Below are 13,980 nucleotides of genomic sequence, written 5' to 3' on the forward strand. Positions count from 1 at the left end.
AGAGCAACGGCAGATCCCATATCGACGGTTGATGGATGATGCACCCGAGCGTCGGTGGGCGGCTAGGCTGGAAGAGATGGGTGACACTCTTTTGCTTGCGGATCACGCGAGCCGCGACGACCTTCGGATCTACCTCGAGAGACTGCTGCGTGCGGGGCAGGCAGAGGTGCGGATCACGAGCCGAGGAAAAGCACTCGCGGTGTACGGCTGCACGCAGGCACCCCGCGGCATCACCGATCCGGTGCCCGTGGTGCTCGTGATGCGTGCCTTCGCGCTTGCCGAGGCCCCGGCCGATCCCGTCGACGCAACGGTGCAGGCGCGTGCGCTGCTCGATCGCATCGCGAGGCTCGGAATCGTGGGCCTTGCGCTCGATGTGCCCGATGTCACCGCGATGGCGGCTTGGGCCGGAGTTCTGCCGCCCGCGACCGGCTGGGAGGCCGTGGGAGTGCTCGACGCGGCTTCGCTGCGCTCGGTGGCCGAAGAAGGAATTGCTCGAGTGGGGGCCGCGCTGCCGCAAGACCCAGGTGAGGCCGTGGTGCAGCGAGTGCGCTCCTCTGTGTGGGGCGCAGAGATCGCACCTGGCATCCCGGCGGCGGCGGCGTTCGCGGCCGAGGTGATGGGGTTCTTGCGCGGTGAGGATCGGCTGCGGATCTCGCGCTCGCTCACGTGGACGCGGCTCACAGCGGATCGCGGTCACGTGCTGGTGCGCTCGCTGCTCGGCTGAGGCTACTGCACGCGGGCCGGCCGCCCAGCAGAAACAGCGATCCTCGGCTAAGATAGACAGGTCTACTAGAGGAGTGTGTACATGGCCAACCCCAACGGCATCATCGATCCGCCTATCGACGATCTGCTCGACAAGGTGGATTCGAAGTATGCTCTGGTGATCTTCGCCTCGCAGCGCGCCCGCCAGATCAACGACTACTACACGGATCTGCACGACGGCAACCTGTTCGACAACGTGGGTCCACTCGTCGACTCGTCGGTCGACGACAAGCCGCTGTCGATCGCTCTGCACGAGATCGTCGAGGGCAAGATCGTCATGAACCGGCAGGCTGAGAGCGCCACTGAGGTGCTCGAAGAGGCTTCGGCCTCAGCTGCCGCTTCGGCCGAGCAGGCCATCGAGACGATCGACCCGGCAGACTCCGCGACCGAGTAAGCCAGATCGTAACCGGGCGACATGCCCGGGTCGATGTCAGTGGCGTCGGATAGCCTCAGCGCAGCCGCCTGAGCATCCGACGCCACTGGCATGTTCGGCGATTACACCACTCAGTCAGTCACGAGAAGGAGGCCCACCTTGAGCCTGCGCCAGTTCACCTCCGAGTCCGTTACCGAGGGGCACCCAGACAAGATCTGCGACCGCATCTCCGACTCGATCCTCGATGCGATGCTCGAACAAGATCCGGCCGCTCGCGTGGCCGTGGAGACCCTCGTCACCACAGGCCTCGTGCACGTCGCTGGTGAGGTCTCCACCAGCGGGTACGTCGAGATTCCGCAGATCGTGCGCGATACCGTGCGTGAGATCGGCTACACCAGTTCCGAGATGGGCTTCGACGCGGCTTCGTGCGGTGTTTCGGTGTCGATCGGTCAGCAGTCGCCCGACATCGCGGGCGGTGTCGACGCCTCGCTCGAGGTGCGCAGCGGCGAGGTCGCCGGCGATGGCGACGAACTGAGCCGACAGGGCGCCGGCGACCAGGGCATCATGTTCGGCTTTGCCACCGATGAGACCCCCGAGCTCCATCCGCTGCCCAGCTGGATCGCGCACCGCATGGCCGAGCGACTCACCGAGGTGCGCAAGAACGGCGAATTGCCCGAGCTGCGCCCTGACGGCAAGACCCAGGTCACCATCGGCTACGACGGGGATCGCGCCGCCAGCGTCGAGGCCGTTGTGGTCTCCACGCAGCATCACGCCGATATTTCGCAGGAGGCCCTGCGCGATGCCGTCGAGCGCCTCGTGATCCGCCCGGTGCTCGAACGCGTCGACCTTGCGAGCGGAGACGCGCAGCTGTTCATCAACCCCGCCGGCCCCTTCGTGACCGGCGGCCCGATGGGCGATGCCGGCCTCACCGGCCGCAAGATCATCATCGACACCTATGGTGGTGCGAGCCGACACGGCGGCGGTGCCTTCAGCGGTAAGGATCCCTCGAAGGTCGACCGTTCCGCCGCGTATGCGATGCGCTGGGTGGCGAAGCACGTGGTGCGGGCCGGTCTCGCCAAGCGGGCGGAGCTGCAGGTCGCCTACGCCATCGGACGGGCCCACCCTGTCGGCCTCTACGTCGAGACGTTCGGCACTGAGAGTGTGCCGCGTGAGCGGATCGAGGCCGCGGTGCGTGAGGTGTTCGACCTGCGCCCGCTCGCGATCATCCGCGATCTCGCGCTGCTGCGGCCGATCTACGCGCGCACCAGCGCCTACGGCCACTTCGGGCGCGAGCTGCCCGAGTTCACCTGGGAGACGACCCCCCGCATCGCCGAGCTGCGGGCCGCCGCCGGTCTGTAGGGCACTGTGGGCGCGGTCGACGGTGACGAGGGGGCTGTCGCGCCTGAGCGGCGGGGCGCGGCCTTCGCGCGCGCCGAGGGCTCGAACGGCCGCCCCGTGGCCCGAGTGTTGCTCGACTCTGCACTGCCGCAGCTTGATCACCTCTTCGACTACGCCGTGCCGGCCGAACTCGCTGACGATCTGCGCGTGGGGCAGCGCGTGCGGGTGCCGTTCAGGTCAAGGGATCGCCGCAGTTTTGGCTACCTGATCGAGTTTGCTGAGCGCAGCGATTTCGGCGGGGAGCTCTCGCCGATCGCCGACATCGTCTCCCTGGTGCCGCAGTTGACACCTGAGGTGTGGCGGCTTGCGCGAGCGGTCGCCGATCGTGCGGGCGGTTCTGCAGGTGACATTCTGCGTCTCGCGATCCCGAACCGCCAAGTGCGCGTCGAGAAGAAGCACCTGGCGGCCCCTGCATCTGAAGACTCCGCGCAGGCGACGGCGAACGCGATCCCCGATGCCTCGCCTGAGTATCAGATTGCCGATGAGCTGGTTGCGGGCGCCCGCCTAGCGCTCACCTCCTCGCACGGGCCGGAGCGCCTGCACACCGGCGAGTGGGTGGGAAGCTGGGCGGCTCAGCTGGCGCGGCTCGCGATCGCCGTTCACGCTTTCGGCCGCAGCGCGATCCTCGTCGCTCCCGATTATCGCGACCTCGACCAGCTGCGCGACGCCCTTGCCGCTCTCGGCCACCCCGAGATCGTGCGCGTCGACTCGCGGCAGTCGAACGCCGAACGCTACGCCAGCTTCCTGCGGGCCCTCGACCCTGAGCCGTGCATCGTGCTGGGCAACCGCTCCGCCGTCTACGCCCCAGCCCATGAGCTCGGCGCGATCATCATGTGGGATGACGGCGACCCTGTGCTCGCCGAACCGCTCACCCCCTACGTGCACGCCCGCGACGCCGCTCTGGTGCGGGCGGGGCAGTCCGGCGCGGGGCTCTTCTTCGCGTCCCACGCCCGCAGTTCCGAGGTGCAGCGGCTTGTCGAGCTGGGCTATGTGCGGGCGCAGCGGAATCCGCCGCGCCGCGCACGCATTGTGCACGCCGACGCTTCGATGGCCCCTGACGCCTTCGCCGGCCGCGTGCCGGAGTTCGCGGCGCGCACGATCCGCGAGGGCCTGCGCAGCGGCCCCGTGCTCGTGCAGGTCGCCACCCCCGGCTATGCGCCGGTGGCCGTGTGCGGCGATTGCGGCGACCTCGCCAGATGCGGCGCCTGCGGCGGGCCCGTCGGGTTTCGCGTCGTGGGGCGGGCCTCGTGTCGCTGGTGCGGCGAGCACGCCGAGGCTTGGCGTTGCCCCTCCTGCGATGGTCGCCGCCTCGAACAGCGGGGCATGGGATCGGCGCGCACGGTCGAGCAGTTCGAACGGCAGTTCGAGGGGGCTCGAGTGATCTTGAGCGACGGTGAGCATCCGCGCGAAAGCGTCGACGCTCGGCCCGCGCTCGTGGTGGCGACGCGAGGCGCGGAGCCGCTTGCGGCGGGCGGGTATCGGGCTGTGGTGCTGCTCGATGCCGAGCGGCTGCTGAGCATCGAAACATTGCGCGCCGGGGAAGACTGCCTCCGCTGGTGGGAGAACGCTGCCGCGCTCACCGCCCCGGATGGGATCTGCCTGATGGCGTCTGGCGGCGGCCCTGTGGTGCGCGCGTTCGTGACGGGCCGCACGGAGGAGTGGCTGCACGGTGAGCTGCGGGATCGCCACGCGCTGCGCTACCCGCCAGCGGTGCGCGTGGCGAGTGTAAGCGGTGGCCCTGAGGAGGTGGATCGGGCCCTGCAGCAGCTTGCGGGCCTGCCCGGGGTTGATCATCTCGGGCCGACGCCAATTCCGCCTGGCGGCCCGGCGAAGACCCCGGCGGGTCTGGTGCGTGCGATTGTGCGCTTCGACTACGGCCAGGGGGCTGAGGTCGCGAGTCGGCTGCGAGGTGCGCTGGTCGCCGACGCTGCGGGATCTTCATCGCGCACGCGGGGGCGTGCGCCTGGCCGTGTGAGGCCGGATGCACTGCGGCTGCGTTTCGATGACAGGGGCGTCTTCGACGGTTAGTGTGTTGCGCCGCTGGGCTGCCCTGCTGCTCGGCGGCGGGCGCACCCGCGCTGGGCGGGGGCGCTCCGCGGCGGCTCCGGCGGGTGAGAGAATAGCGGGATGCGGATCGTCTTTGCAGGAACCCCCGAGTTCGCCGTGCCCAGTCTGCGCGCCATCGCCAGCGCGGGGCACGAGCTTGTCGGCGTCATCACCCGAGAGGACGCACCGCTCGGACGCAAGCGGGTGCTCACCCCCTCGCCGGTCGCGGATGCGGCCGAGGAGCTCGGCGTTCCCACGCTCAAGGCCAACCGGCTCGATGACGCCGCGACCGAGTGGGTGCGCGGGCTCGACGCTGAACTGGGCGTGATCGTCGCCTACGGCGGACTCGTGCGGGAGCCGCTGCTCAGCCTGCCCGAGCACGGCTGGATCAACCTGCACTTCTCGGAGTTGCCTCGTTGGCGGGGAGCCGCGCCGGTGCAGCGCGCGCTTCAGTCGGGAGAGCAGCGACTCGGGATCACCGTGTTCCGCCTGGTGGCGGCGCTCGACGCCGGCGACGTGCTCAGCCGTGATTCCCGCGAGTTCGCGGCGGGCACCCCGGCGGGCGACGCGCTTACCGAGCTCGCCGACTTCGGCACCGGTGCGCTGCTCGACGCCGTCGCGATTCTCGGCGATGACCCGTCTGCGGGGGAGCCGCAGGAGGGGGAGGCGAGCTACGCTCACAAGCTTTCGCGCGACGACGGCCGCCTCGATCTGTCGGCCCCGACCGCGCGCGTGCTCGCGCACTGGGCGGGCGTCACCCCTGAACCGGGCGCGTTCGCGCTGCACGAGAATCAGCCACTGAAGCTGCACGCAGTGCAGCGGGTCGAGGGCCTTGCCGCTCCGGGAGCCGCGGGCGGTGTCGAGCTTGTCGACGGCCGCGCAATCCTGCGACTCGCCGACGGCGCGCTCGCGCTCGACCGAGTGCAGCCCGCCGGCAAGCCGGCTATGGATGGCGCCGCCTGGTTGCGCGGCCGCGGCGGCAAGGCGGAGCTGGCATGAACCGCGGCGCATCTCAGGGGCGCGGATCCCGCTCCGGTCGGCAGCGACGCGACGATCGACCGCGCGAGCAGCGGCACCGCGAGGTCGAGCGCACGCAGCGTGCGCGCATCAGCCCGGCCCGACTCGTCGCCTACGACGTGTTGCGCGACGTCGAGGATCGGGACGCCTACGCGAATCTCGCGCTGCCGGCCCGGATCCGCGAGGCGCGCCTCGACGGCCGTGATGCTGCGCTCGCCACCGAGATGGTCTCTGGGGCGCTGCGCTGGCGGGGCCGCTATGACCGCATCATTGAGTTGGCCGCCGACCGTGAGGCCGCCCGGATCGACGCGCGCACCCTCAACGTGTTGCGCCTCGGCGCGCATCAGCTGCTTGCGATGCGCACGGCGGATCATGCCGCTGTGAATGAGAGCGTGGAGTTGCAGCGCCGGGTCGCGAATCCGGCGGCGGCCGGGTTCGTGAACGGTGTGCTGCGGGCGGTGGGGCGTGCCTCGAACGAGGAGTGGGATGCGCGGATCGCCGACTCCGCCGGAAGCCCCGACGCCGCGCTCGCGGCCCAGGCCTCCCACCCGGCGTGGGTGCTGCGGGCGCTGCGCGACGCGCTGCGCTTGGAGGGCCGCGAGGCGGAGCTCGGCGAACTACTCGCCGCCGATAACGCGTCGCCGCGGGTGAGCCTGGCATTGCTGCCGGGCGCTGATGTTGATGTCGAGACTGCGGAGGCGCTGAGCATCGACCCGGATCGCGAGGTGGCCGCGCTTACCGCGAATGGTCCGTCGCCGATCGGTCTGGAACTCGCCGGCGGCGATCCTGCGCGGGCGATCGCGGCTCTCGATCTTCCTGCTGGGGTGGTGCGGGTGCAGGATCAGGGTTCGCAGCTCGCGGCCCTTGCGCTGAGTCGCGCGCGCGAGCCTCGGGCGGGGGAGCGTTGGCTCGATCTGTGCGCCGGCCCCGGCGGCAAGACAGCTGTGCTTGCGGCTGAGGCCGCACTTGCCGGATCGGAGCTGCGCGCGAATGAGGTGTCGGAGCATCGGGCAGATCTGGTGCGGCGCTCGGTCGAGGCCCACGCCGACGAGGTCGACGTGGTGAGCCACGACGGACGCGACGACGCGGCCTACGGCGGCGATGAGGCGCGCTTCGACCGCATTCTCGTCGATGCGCCGTGTTCGGGGCTCGGTGCGCTGCGCCGGCGGCCGGAGGCGCGTTGGCGGAAGCAGCCTGCAGATTTGCCCGGACTGACGACGCTGCAGGGAGAACTGCTCGATGCTGCTGTGGCGCATCTTGCGCCGGGCGGGCTGCTCGCCTACGTGACGTGCTCGCCGCACCTCGCCGAGACGCGGGTCGCGGTCGACCGGCTGCTACGTCGCAGCCCGGAGCTGCGCGAACTCGACGCGCGCGAGGTGCTGAGCCGAGTCGCCCGCACGCCGCTCGACCTTGCCGGTGAGCGCCTCAGCGCCCAGCTCTGGCCCCATCGGCACGGCACCGATGCGATGTTCATCGCGCTCTTCGAACGCGTTGCCTGAGCGGCGGGTACGGCCGTGGTGCCGGACCCCTTCGCAGATGTCGGTGGTTGCCCGTACCCTGATTCGATGACCCACGCGCAGCCCCCGTCCGCGCCGGCCGGTGCCCCCGCGCAGGCCTCCGGCATGCGCGTGTTCCTGCATTTACTGGTGAACACGGCCATCGCGAACCTCACCACCAATTTCCTGTGGTTCGCGCTGGTGTTCTGGGTGTTCATCGAGACGCGTAGCATCCTCGCCACCGGCGTGCTGGGCGGTGCGTACATGCTTATCATCGCGCTGAGCTCGATGTACTTCGGCAGCCTCGTCGACAGGTTTCGCAAGCTGCGCGTGATGCGGCTCTCGGCGTGGATCTCGATGATCGCGTTCCTCATCGCCTGCGGTATGTTCTTCGCGATCGGCGAGCGGCCGCTGCTCGACCTCGGCGCGCCCTGGTTCTGGGTGTTCGCCGTGGTAGTGCTGGTCGGCTGCGTGGTGGAGCTGCTGCGCAACCTTGCGCTCGCGACCACGGTGACCCTGCTGGTGCCCACCGAGCGCCATGCGAACGCGAACGGGCTCGTGGGCACGGTGCAGGGGCTCGCCTTCATCGCGACGAGCGTGTTCAGCGGTCTGTCGGTGGGGTTGCTCGGCATGGGGCCTACGATGCTCATCTCGGCGGTGTGCACGGCCGTGCCGCTCGTGCACCTGCACCTGATCCGCGTCGCTGAGCCTGAGATCGTGCACGACCCGGAGCGCCGGGCCATCGACTTCCGGGGCGGCTTCCTGTCGGTGCTCGCCGTGCCGGGGCTGCTCGCCCTCATCATCTTCACCACCTTCAACAACCTCACCGGGGGCGTCTTCATGGCGCTGCTCGACCCCTACGGCCTGACGCTCTTCCCCGTCGAGATGTGGGGCATCTGGTTCGGCGTTGCCTCCACCGGTTTCGTGGTCGGCGGGGCGATCGTCGCGAAGCGGGGGCTCGGCAAGAACCCCATTCGCACGATGCTCATTCTTGTGGCGTGCACCGGTGTGCTCGGGGCTCTCTTCACCGTGCGCGAGTGGGGGTGGCTCTTTGTCGCAGGCATCTGGCTCTTCATGGCGGTGATGCCCGCGATCGAGGCGGCGGAGCAGACGGTGATCCAGCGCGTCGTGCCCTTCGAGAAGCAGGGCCGCGTCTTCGGTTTCGCCATGACCTTCGAGGCCGCCACCGCGCCCATCACGTCCTTCCTCATCGCGCCCATCGCCGAGTTCTGGGTGGTGCCCTACATGGAGACCGCCGACGGGCGGGAGACGTGGGGCTGGCTGCTCGGTGATGGCGAGGCGCGAGGGATCGCACTGATCTTCATCTTCGCAGGGTTGGTGTCGATCCTGCTCGCCGCGGGTGCCGCGCTCACGCGCTCCTACCGGCTGCTCTCGCGCAGCTACGCCGAGGCGCCCGAGTCGGGTCCGATCGTCGGTGAGGCATCCGGGTCGGGGCCGGTCGTCGGGGAAGTATCCGAATCGGGTCCGGTCATCGGCGAGGCGCGCAGCGAGCGCTAGGATCGAGGAGTGACCGCGCAGCGCATCAATCCGAGCATCCTGTCCGCCGACTTCGTCAACCTGCAGGCCGAACTCGAGGCCATCGCCACCGCCGATCTCGTGCACGTCGACGTGATGGACAACCACTTCGTGCCCAACCTCACCATGGGCCCGCCCATCGTCGAGCGCATCCAGGCGGTCTCGCCGATTCCGCTCGACATGCACCTCATGATCTCCGACGCCGACCGCTGGGCTCCCGGCTACGCCGAACTCGGCGCCTACTCCGTCACCTTCCACGCCGAGGCCACCGAAGACCCGGTGCGCCTCGCCCGCCGCATCCGCGAGATCGGCGCGCGTGCAGGCATCGCGCTCAAGCCCGGCACCGACTCCGAGCCCTACCTCGAACTGCTGCCTGAGTTCGACCAGGTGCTCGTGATGACTGTCGAGCCGGGGTTCGGCGGCCAGTCCTTCATGGCCGACATGATGCCGAAGCTGCGCCGCTTCGCTGAGGCGAAGCGGCAGTCAGGCCTCGACGTGTGGCTGCAGGTCGATGGCGGCATCTCGAAGGACACCATCGGGATCGCGGCCGAGGCCGGCGCCGACACCTTCGTGGCAGGCTCAGCGGTGTACGGCGGGGTGCCTGAGGAGCGAATCGCAGAGCTTCGCTCGGCTGCGGCGGCGCACCGCCACTGATCGCAGCGCGTCAGCACATCGCGCGCAGGGTAGTGTAGTTACGTGAAATCGTTCGATGACCTCTTCGCCGAGTTGACCGAGAAGGCCGAGAACCGGCCGGAGGGAAGCGGCACCGTTCAGCAGCTCGACGCCGGAGTGCACGCAATCGGCAAGAAGATCGTCGAGGAGGCGGCCGAGGTGTGGATGTCGGCCGAGTACGAGAGCGACGAGGCTTGCGCTGAGGAGATCAGCCAGCTGCTTTACCATCTGCAGGTGCTGATGCTCGCGAAGGGCCTCACCCTCGAAGACATCTACAAGCACCTCTGATCCGCTCTCCGGGCTCCGCGCCTGTGGAACGCACCGCACCTCCCGATCCGCCACGTTCGCACGACACACGAAGGAACCCCATGCTGCGCATCGCCGTTCCCAATAAGGGATCGCTCTCCGAGATCGCCGCCGACATGCTCGCCGAAGCGGGCTACTCGGGCCGCCGCGACAGCCGCAAGCTCGTGCATACCGACAGCCGCAACGGCGTCGAGTTCTTCTACCTGCGGCCGCGTGACATCGCAACCTACGTCGGGTCTGGCGCGCTGCACGTGGGCATCACCGGCCGCGATCTGCTGCTCGACTCAGGATCCGCCGCCTCGGAGATCGACGCCCTCGATTTCGGCGACTCCACCTTCCGCTTCGCAGCACCCGCCGACGGTGAGATCACCGAACTCGAACACCTCGCCGGACGACGGGTCGCGACCAGCTACCCGAAGCTCGTCGATGACTTCCTGCGCGAACGCGGCATCGTATCCGAACTCGTCAAGCTCGACGGTGCCGTGGAATCCGCGGTGCAATTGGGCGTCGCCGACGCTGTTGCCGATGTCGTCTCGACAGGGGCGACGCTGCGCGCCGCCGGCCTCGAGATCTTCGGCCCTGTGATCCTGGAATCGACAGCGGTGCTCATCGGCGGCCCCACCGAGCACGCCGGAATCGAACGCCTGCTGCGCCGTCTGCGCGGGGTGCTCGTCGCGCGCCGCTACGTGATCATGGACTACGACCTGCCCGTCGACCAGCTGGAAGCCGCAACCGAGGTCGCCGCCGGTATTGAGTCGCCCACGGTCTCCCCGCTGAAGGATGACCGCTGGGTGGCGGTGCGCGTCATGGTGCGCGCAGACGAAGCCAACCACGTCATGGACAGGCTCTACGAACTCGGCGCGCGCGCAATCCTGGTGACCGCGATCCACGCCGCTCGCCTCTAGGAACCCCCCCATGAGTGTTGCTACGCGCGTCATTCCGTGCCTCGATGTGGCTGCAGGCCGGGTCGTCAAAGGCGTCAACTTCATGAATCTGCGAGATGCCGGCGACCCCGTCGAACTCGCAGCGAAGTACGCCGAACAGGGCGCTGACGAACTCACCTTCCTCGACGTGACCGCCACCGTCGACGACCGCTCCACCACCTACGACGTGGTGCAGCGCACCGCCGAACAGGTCTTCATCCCCCTCACCGTCGGGGGCGGCGTGCGCGAGGTCGACGACGTGGCCCGTCTGCTGGGTGTCGGCGCCGACAAAGTCGGCATCAACAGCGGCGCGATTGCGAGGCCCGAAGTGATCGGCGAGATCGCCGACCGCTTCGGCTCGCAGGTGCTCGTGCTCTCGCTCGATGTGAAGCGCTCACCGCGCACCCCCAGTGGTTTCGTGGTCACCACACACGGCGGCAAACGCGAAACCGAGCTCGACGCCCTCGCCTGGTGCCGTGAAGCCCTCGACAGGGGAGCCGGCGAACTACTCGTCAATTCGATGGACGCCGACGGCACCCTCGCAGGCTTCGACCTCGAACTCACCAGCAAGGTGCGCGAACTCTCGAGCGTGCCGGTGATCGCCTCGGGCGGAGCCGGGCGGCTCGAACACTTCGCGCCCGCCGTCGAGGCCGGAGCCGACGCCGTGCTCGCGGCATCGGTGTTCCATGACGGTTCCTTCACGATCGGTGAAGTGAAGCGAGTGCTTGCCGAAGCCGGAGTGACCGTCCGATAACCCACGATCAGGAGCGCCGCCGCGAGCGTCCCTGACCGTGCCGAACCCCAGCGAAAGCCGCCCACACCATGACTCACCCCGATCCCGTCCCGAGCGACCTCGTCTTCAACGGCGACGGCCTGCTGCCCGCCGTCATTCAGGACGACGAGAGCGGTGACGTGCTCATGCTCGCCTGGATGGATCGCGAGGCCGTGCGACGCACCCTCACCAGCGGTCGAGTCACCTTCTGGTCGCGGTCGCGGCAGGAGTACTGGCGCAAAGGCGACACCTCGGGCCACCGCCAATACGTGCGATCCGTTGCGATGGACTGCGACGGCGACACTCTGCTCGTGCGGGTGATCCAGATCGGTGCAGCCTGCCACACGGGCACCCGCAGCTGCTTCACCGGCCGCGACATCCCCGCGCTCGTCGGCGACGCCGACCACACCGAGATCTGACGACTGAAGCCGGGCAAGCCCTCCGCGCGATCGCCTGCCTGCGACGCGGGCGCAGGCGGGCGCGGTAGTCTGGGACAGTGACACTGACGACCACGCGCGCCGCATTCGACGCCGCACGCGCCTCCCACGCTGTGATCCCCGTCTGCCGTGAGATCTTCGCGGATGCCGACACGCCCGTCAGCATCTACCGCAAGGTCGCGGCTTCTCGCCCCGGCACCTTCTTGCTGGAGTCTGCGGAGCAAGGCGGCGTGTGGACCAGGTTCAGCTTCGTCGGCGCCGGCAGCTTCGGCGTGCTCGGCGAGCGCGGCGGCCGCGCCCACTGGGCCCCCGCTGCAGACGCATCGGGCGCCGAGCTCGACGAGCAGCGTCTCCTGCCGGGCGGGGTGGCCGCACATGCCCCAGTGGAAGCGCTGCGCGCCGTCTACGAGCGCTGGCGAGCACCTCAGGTGCCCGGCCTGCCACCTCTCGCGAGCGGCTTCGTCGGCTACCTCGGCTGGGAGACCGTGCGCCAGTTCGAACGTCTCGAACACGGCCCGAGCGAAGGCCCCGGTATCCCGACCCAGGGCCTCAGCTTCGTCTCGGAGCTCGTGGTGATCGACCACCGCGAAGGTAGCGTCGTGCTGCTGGCCAACGTGCTCAACGACGCCGCGCTCGGCGATCCTTCACCCGAAACAGCCGATGCGCAGTGGGCCGACGCCCAATCGCGACTCGACGGCCTGCAGCGCGCCCTTGCAGCCCCCGCGCCCTCACCGCTCGGCACACTCGACCACGATGCCATGCCCGACCCTGTCAGGCTCACCAGCAGCGCCGAGTTCATGGCCTCCGTCGAGCGCGCCAAACGGCACATCGTCGACGGCGACATCTTCCAGGTGGTGCCGTCGCAGCGCTTCGACCAGCGCTGCGACGCCGACCCCCTCGACGTCTACAGGGTGCTCCGCCACCTCAACCCCAGCCCCTACCTGTACCTGCTGCAGCTCACCGACAGCAACGGCGCACCCTTCGCCGTCGTCGGATCAAGCCCCGAAGCCCTCGTCACCGTGCAAGAAAGCGGGCACGTGATGACGCACCCCATCGCAGGGTCACGCCCCCGCGGCGCCACAGTCGACGAAGACCAGCAGCACGAACGCGATCTTCTCGCCGACGAAAAAGAGCGGGCCGAGCACCTCATGCTCGTCGACCTCGCCCGCAACGACCTGCTGCGGGTGTGCCAGCCCGCAAGCGTCGAAGTGACCGAGTTCATGCGCGTCGAACGATTCAGCCACATTATGCACATCGTCTCAACCGTTGAGGGGCGCACCCGTGACGGTCAGAACCCCGTCGATGTATTCCGCGCCACCTTCCCGGCAGGCACGCTCAGCGGCGCTCCCAAGCCGCGCGCGCTCGAGATCATCGACGAACTCGAACCGGTCCAGCGGGGGGTCTACGGCGGTGTGGTCGGCTACTTCGGCCTCGGGGGAGCGGCGGATCTCGCGATCGCGATCCGCACCGCCACGATCATGGGCGACACAGCGAGCGTGCAGGCAGGTGCCGGGATTGTCGCAGACTCCGTGCCCGCAACCGAGGATGCCGAATGCAGCAGCAAAGCGGCCGCCCCGCTACGGGCCATCGCAATCGCGAACACCCTGCATGAGCTTCGTAACGACGTGACGGAGGGTTCTGATGCGTGCTAAACCGATATCGCTCGCAGGCATCGCCCTCGCCGGTGGCCTCGCCCTGCTTGCCGGCTCGCAAACCTGGATTTCCTTCATGCTCGACAGCGCGCACGCCGTCGAAACAGTCACCGGCCATGAAGTGAACGCCGCGCTGTCGCCGGTCTCGATCGCGATCGTCGCATCAGCACTTGCCCTCACCATCGCCGGCCCCATCTTCAGGCGAGTGCTCGGTGGGCTCGTGGCGCTGCTCGGCATTGGCCTCGTCGCCCTCACCTCAACCGCGCTGCTGTCACCCGCCGGCGCGATCAGCGGCCGCGTCACAGAGCTCACCGGCATCGCAGGCGGCGACGGAGGAGCCGTTATCTGGAGCAGCCTCTCGGGATGGGCGTGGGCGTGCGCAGCCGCCGGAATTCTCGCCGCAGGGCTCGGGATCGCGGTCGTCGTCACCGGTGGGCGCTGGATCGCCGCTGGACGCAAATACGACGCTGCGCAGTCAACGCCCACCGCTGGGAAAACAGACCGCATCTCCGACTGGGACTCGCTGTCCGAAGGCGGTGACCCGACTTCGTCGGATTGAGTCATCCTGAACCGCTCGCGGGGCGCTCCTT

At 69.0% G+C, this 13,980-nt stretch carries 14 protein-coding genes; all 14 read left to right on the plus strand.

The annotated features are described in order from the left end of the window. Nucleotides 1-76 precede the first annotated feature (76 nt). The 14 genes from WFI54_RS00260 to WFI54_RS00325 all read left to right on the plus strand — a co-directional run bounded on the left by WFI54_RS00260 (nt 77) and on the right by WFI54_RS00325 (nt 13,949). A complete protein-coding gene (locus tag WFI54_RS00260; RefSeq protein ID WP_336650815.1) occupies nt 77-724 on the plus strand; it encodes a hypothetical protein in 648 nt (215 codons plus the stop codon). 81 nt (nt 725-805) lie between these two features. Then, complete coding sequence (gene rpoZ, locus WFI54_RS00265) at nt 806-1,156, plus strand: DNA-directed RNA polymerase subunit omega (protein WP_336650816.1); 351 nt, start codon at nt 806-808, stop codon at nt 1,154-1,156. Between the two features lie 90 nt (nt 1,157-1,246). After that, nucleotides 1,247-2,494 carry a methionine adenosyltransferase gene (gene metK / locus WFI54_RS00270; RefSeq protein WP_336650817.1) on the plus strand — a complete coding sequence of 416 codons (1,248 nt, stop codon included), beginning with the start codon at nt 1,247-1,249 and terminating at the stop codon, nt 2,492-2,494. Between the two features lie 6 nt (nt 2,495-2,500). Beyond that, nucleotides 2,501-4,561 carry a hypothetical protein gene (locus WFI54_RS00275; RefSeq protein WP_336650818.1) on the plus strand — a complete coding sequence of 687 codons (2,061 nt, stop codon included), beginning with the start codon at nt 2,501-2,503 and terminating at the stop codon, nt 4,559-4,561. A gap of 99 nt (nt 4,562-4,660) precedes the next feature. Further along, the gene (locus WFI54_RS00280; RefSeq protein WP_336650819.1) at nt 4,661-5,578 is read left to right on the plus strand and encodes a methionyl-tRNA formyltransferase; all 918 of its coding nucleotides are present in this window, start codon (nt 4,661-4,663) and stop codon (nt 5,576-5,578) included. After that, nucleotides 5,575-7,095 (plus strand): transcription antitermination factor NusB, encoded by a 1,521-nt coding sequence (locus tag WFI54_RS00285; protein ID WP_336650820.1) that lies wholly within the window; start codon nt 5,575-5,577, stop codon nt 7,093-7,095. The genes WFI54_RS00280 and WFI54_RS00285 overlap by 4 nt, the downstream gene beginning before the upstream one ends. 66 nt (nt 7,096-7,161) lie before the next feature. After that, a complete protein-coding gene (locus tag WFI54_RS00290; protein WP_336650821.1) occupies nt 7,162-8,610 on the plus strand; it encodes an MFS transporter in 1,449 nt (482 codons plus the stop codon). Between the two features lie 9 nt (nt 8,611-8,619). Continuing rightward, nucleotides 8,620-9,282, plus strand: coding sequence for a ribulose-phosphate 3-epimerase (gene rpe, locus WFI54_RS00295; RefSeq protein WP_336650822.1), 663 nt, complete (start codon nt 8,620-8,622; stop codon nt 9,280-9,282). 42 nt (nt 9,283-9,324) lie between these two features. Next, the gene (locus WFI54_RS00300) at nt 9,325-9,588 is read left to right on the plus strand and encodes a phosphoribosyl-ATP diphosphatase (RefSeq protein WP_336650823.1); all 264 of its coding nucleotides are present in this window, start codon (nt 9,325-9,327) and stop codon (nt 9,586-9,588) included. A gap of 80 nt (nt 9,589-9,668) precedes the next feature. Beyond that, complete coding sequence (gene hisG, locus WFI54_RS00305; RefSeq protein ID WP_336650824.1) at nt 9,669-10,511, plus strand: ATP phosphoribosyltransferase; 843 nt, start codon at nt 9,669-9,671, stop codon at nt 10,509-10,511. Nucleotides 10,512-10,521: 10 nt separating this feature from the next. Continuing rightward, on the plus strand, nt 10,522-11,283 hold the full coding sequence (gene hisF / locus WFI54_RS00310; protein WP_336650825.1) for an imidazole glycerol phosphate synthase subunit HisF: 762 nt from the start codon (nt 10,522-10,524) through the stop codon (nt 11,281-11,283). Nucleotides 11,284-11,351: 68 nt separating this feature from the next. After that, nucleotides 11,352-11,720, plus strand: a complete 369-nt coding sequence (gene hisI / locus WFI54_RS00315; RefSeq protein ID WP_336650826.1) for a phosphoribosyl-AMP cyclohydrolase — start codon at nt 11,352-11,354, stop codon at nt 11,718-11,720. Nucleotides 11,721-11,797: 77 nt separating this feature from the next. Then, a complete protein-coding gene (locus WFI54_RS00320) occupies nt 11,798-13,390 on the plus strand; it encodes an anthranilate synthase component I (protein ID WP_336650827.1) in 1,593 nt (530 codons plus the stop codon). Next, nucleotides 13,380-13,949: a Trp biosynthesis-associated membrane protein gene (locus tag WFI54_RS00325; protein WP_336650828.1), complete on the plus strand. Its 570-nt coding sequence runs from the start codon at nt 13,380-13,382 to the stop codon at nt 13,947-13,949. Before WFI54_RS00320 ends, WFI54_RS00325 begins: the two co-directional genes overlap by 11 nt. Nucleotides 13,950-13,980: the final 31 nt, after the last annotated feature.

It is taken from the genome of Leucobacter sp. MMO-125, assembly GCF_037148395.1.
GTDB lineage: Bacteria > Actinomycetota > Actinomycetes > Actinomycetales > Microbacteriaceae > Leucobacter.

What these genes read in the sequence shown, in the direction of transcription:
- WFI54_RS00260 (WP_336650815.1), top strand. Translation starts at nt 77, where the DNA reads ATGGGTGACACTCTTTTGCTTGCGGATCACGCGAGCCGCGACGACCTT.
- rpoZ (WP_336650816.1), top strand. Translation starts at nt 806, where the DNA reads ATGGCCAACCCCAACGGCATCATCGATCCGCCTATCGACGATCTGCTC.
- metK (WP_336650817.1), top strand. Translation starts at nt 1,247, where the DNA reads ATGTTCGGCGATTACACCACTCAGTCAGTCACGAGAAGGAGGCCCACC.
- WFI54_RS00280 (WP_336650819.1), top strand. Translation starts at nt 4,661, where the DNA reads ATGCGGATCGTCTTTGCAGGAACCCCCGAGTTCGCCGTGCCCAGTCTG.
- WFI54_RS00285 (WP_336650820.1), top strand. Translation starts at nt 5,575, where the DNA reads ATGAACCGCGGCGCATCTCAGGGGCGCGGATCCCGCTCCGGTCGGCAG.
- WFI54_RS00290 (WP_336650821.1), top strand. Translation starts at nt 7,162, where the DNA reads ATGACCCACGCGCAGCCCCCGTCCGCGCCGGCCGGTGCCCCCGCGCAG.
- hisG (WP_336650824.1), top strand. Translation starts at nt 9,669, where the DNA reads ATGCTGCGCATCGCCGTTCCCAATAAGGGATCGCTCTCCGAGATCGCC.
- hisF (WP_336650825.1), top strand. Translation starts at nt 10,522, where the DNA reads ATGAGTGTTGCTACGCGCGTCATTCCGTGCCTCGATGTGGCTGCAGGC.
- hisI (WP_336650826.1), top strand. Translation starts at nt 11,352, where the DNA reads ATGACTCACCCCGATCCCGTCCCGAGCGACCTCGTCTTCAACGGCGAC.
- WFI54_RS00325 (WP_336650828.1), top strand. Translation starts at nt 13,380, where the DNA reads ATGCGTGCTAAACCGATATCGCTCGCAGGCATCGCCCTCGCCGGTGGC.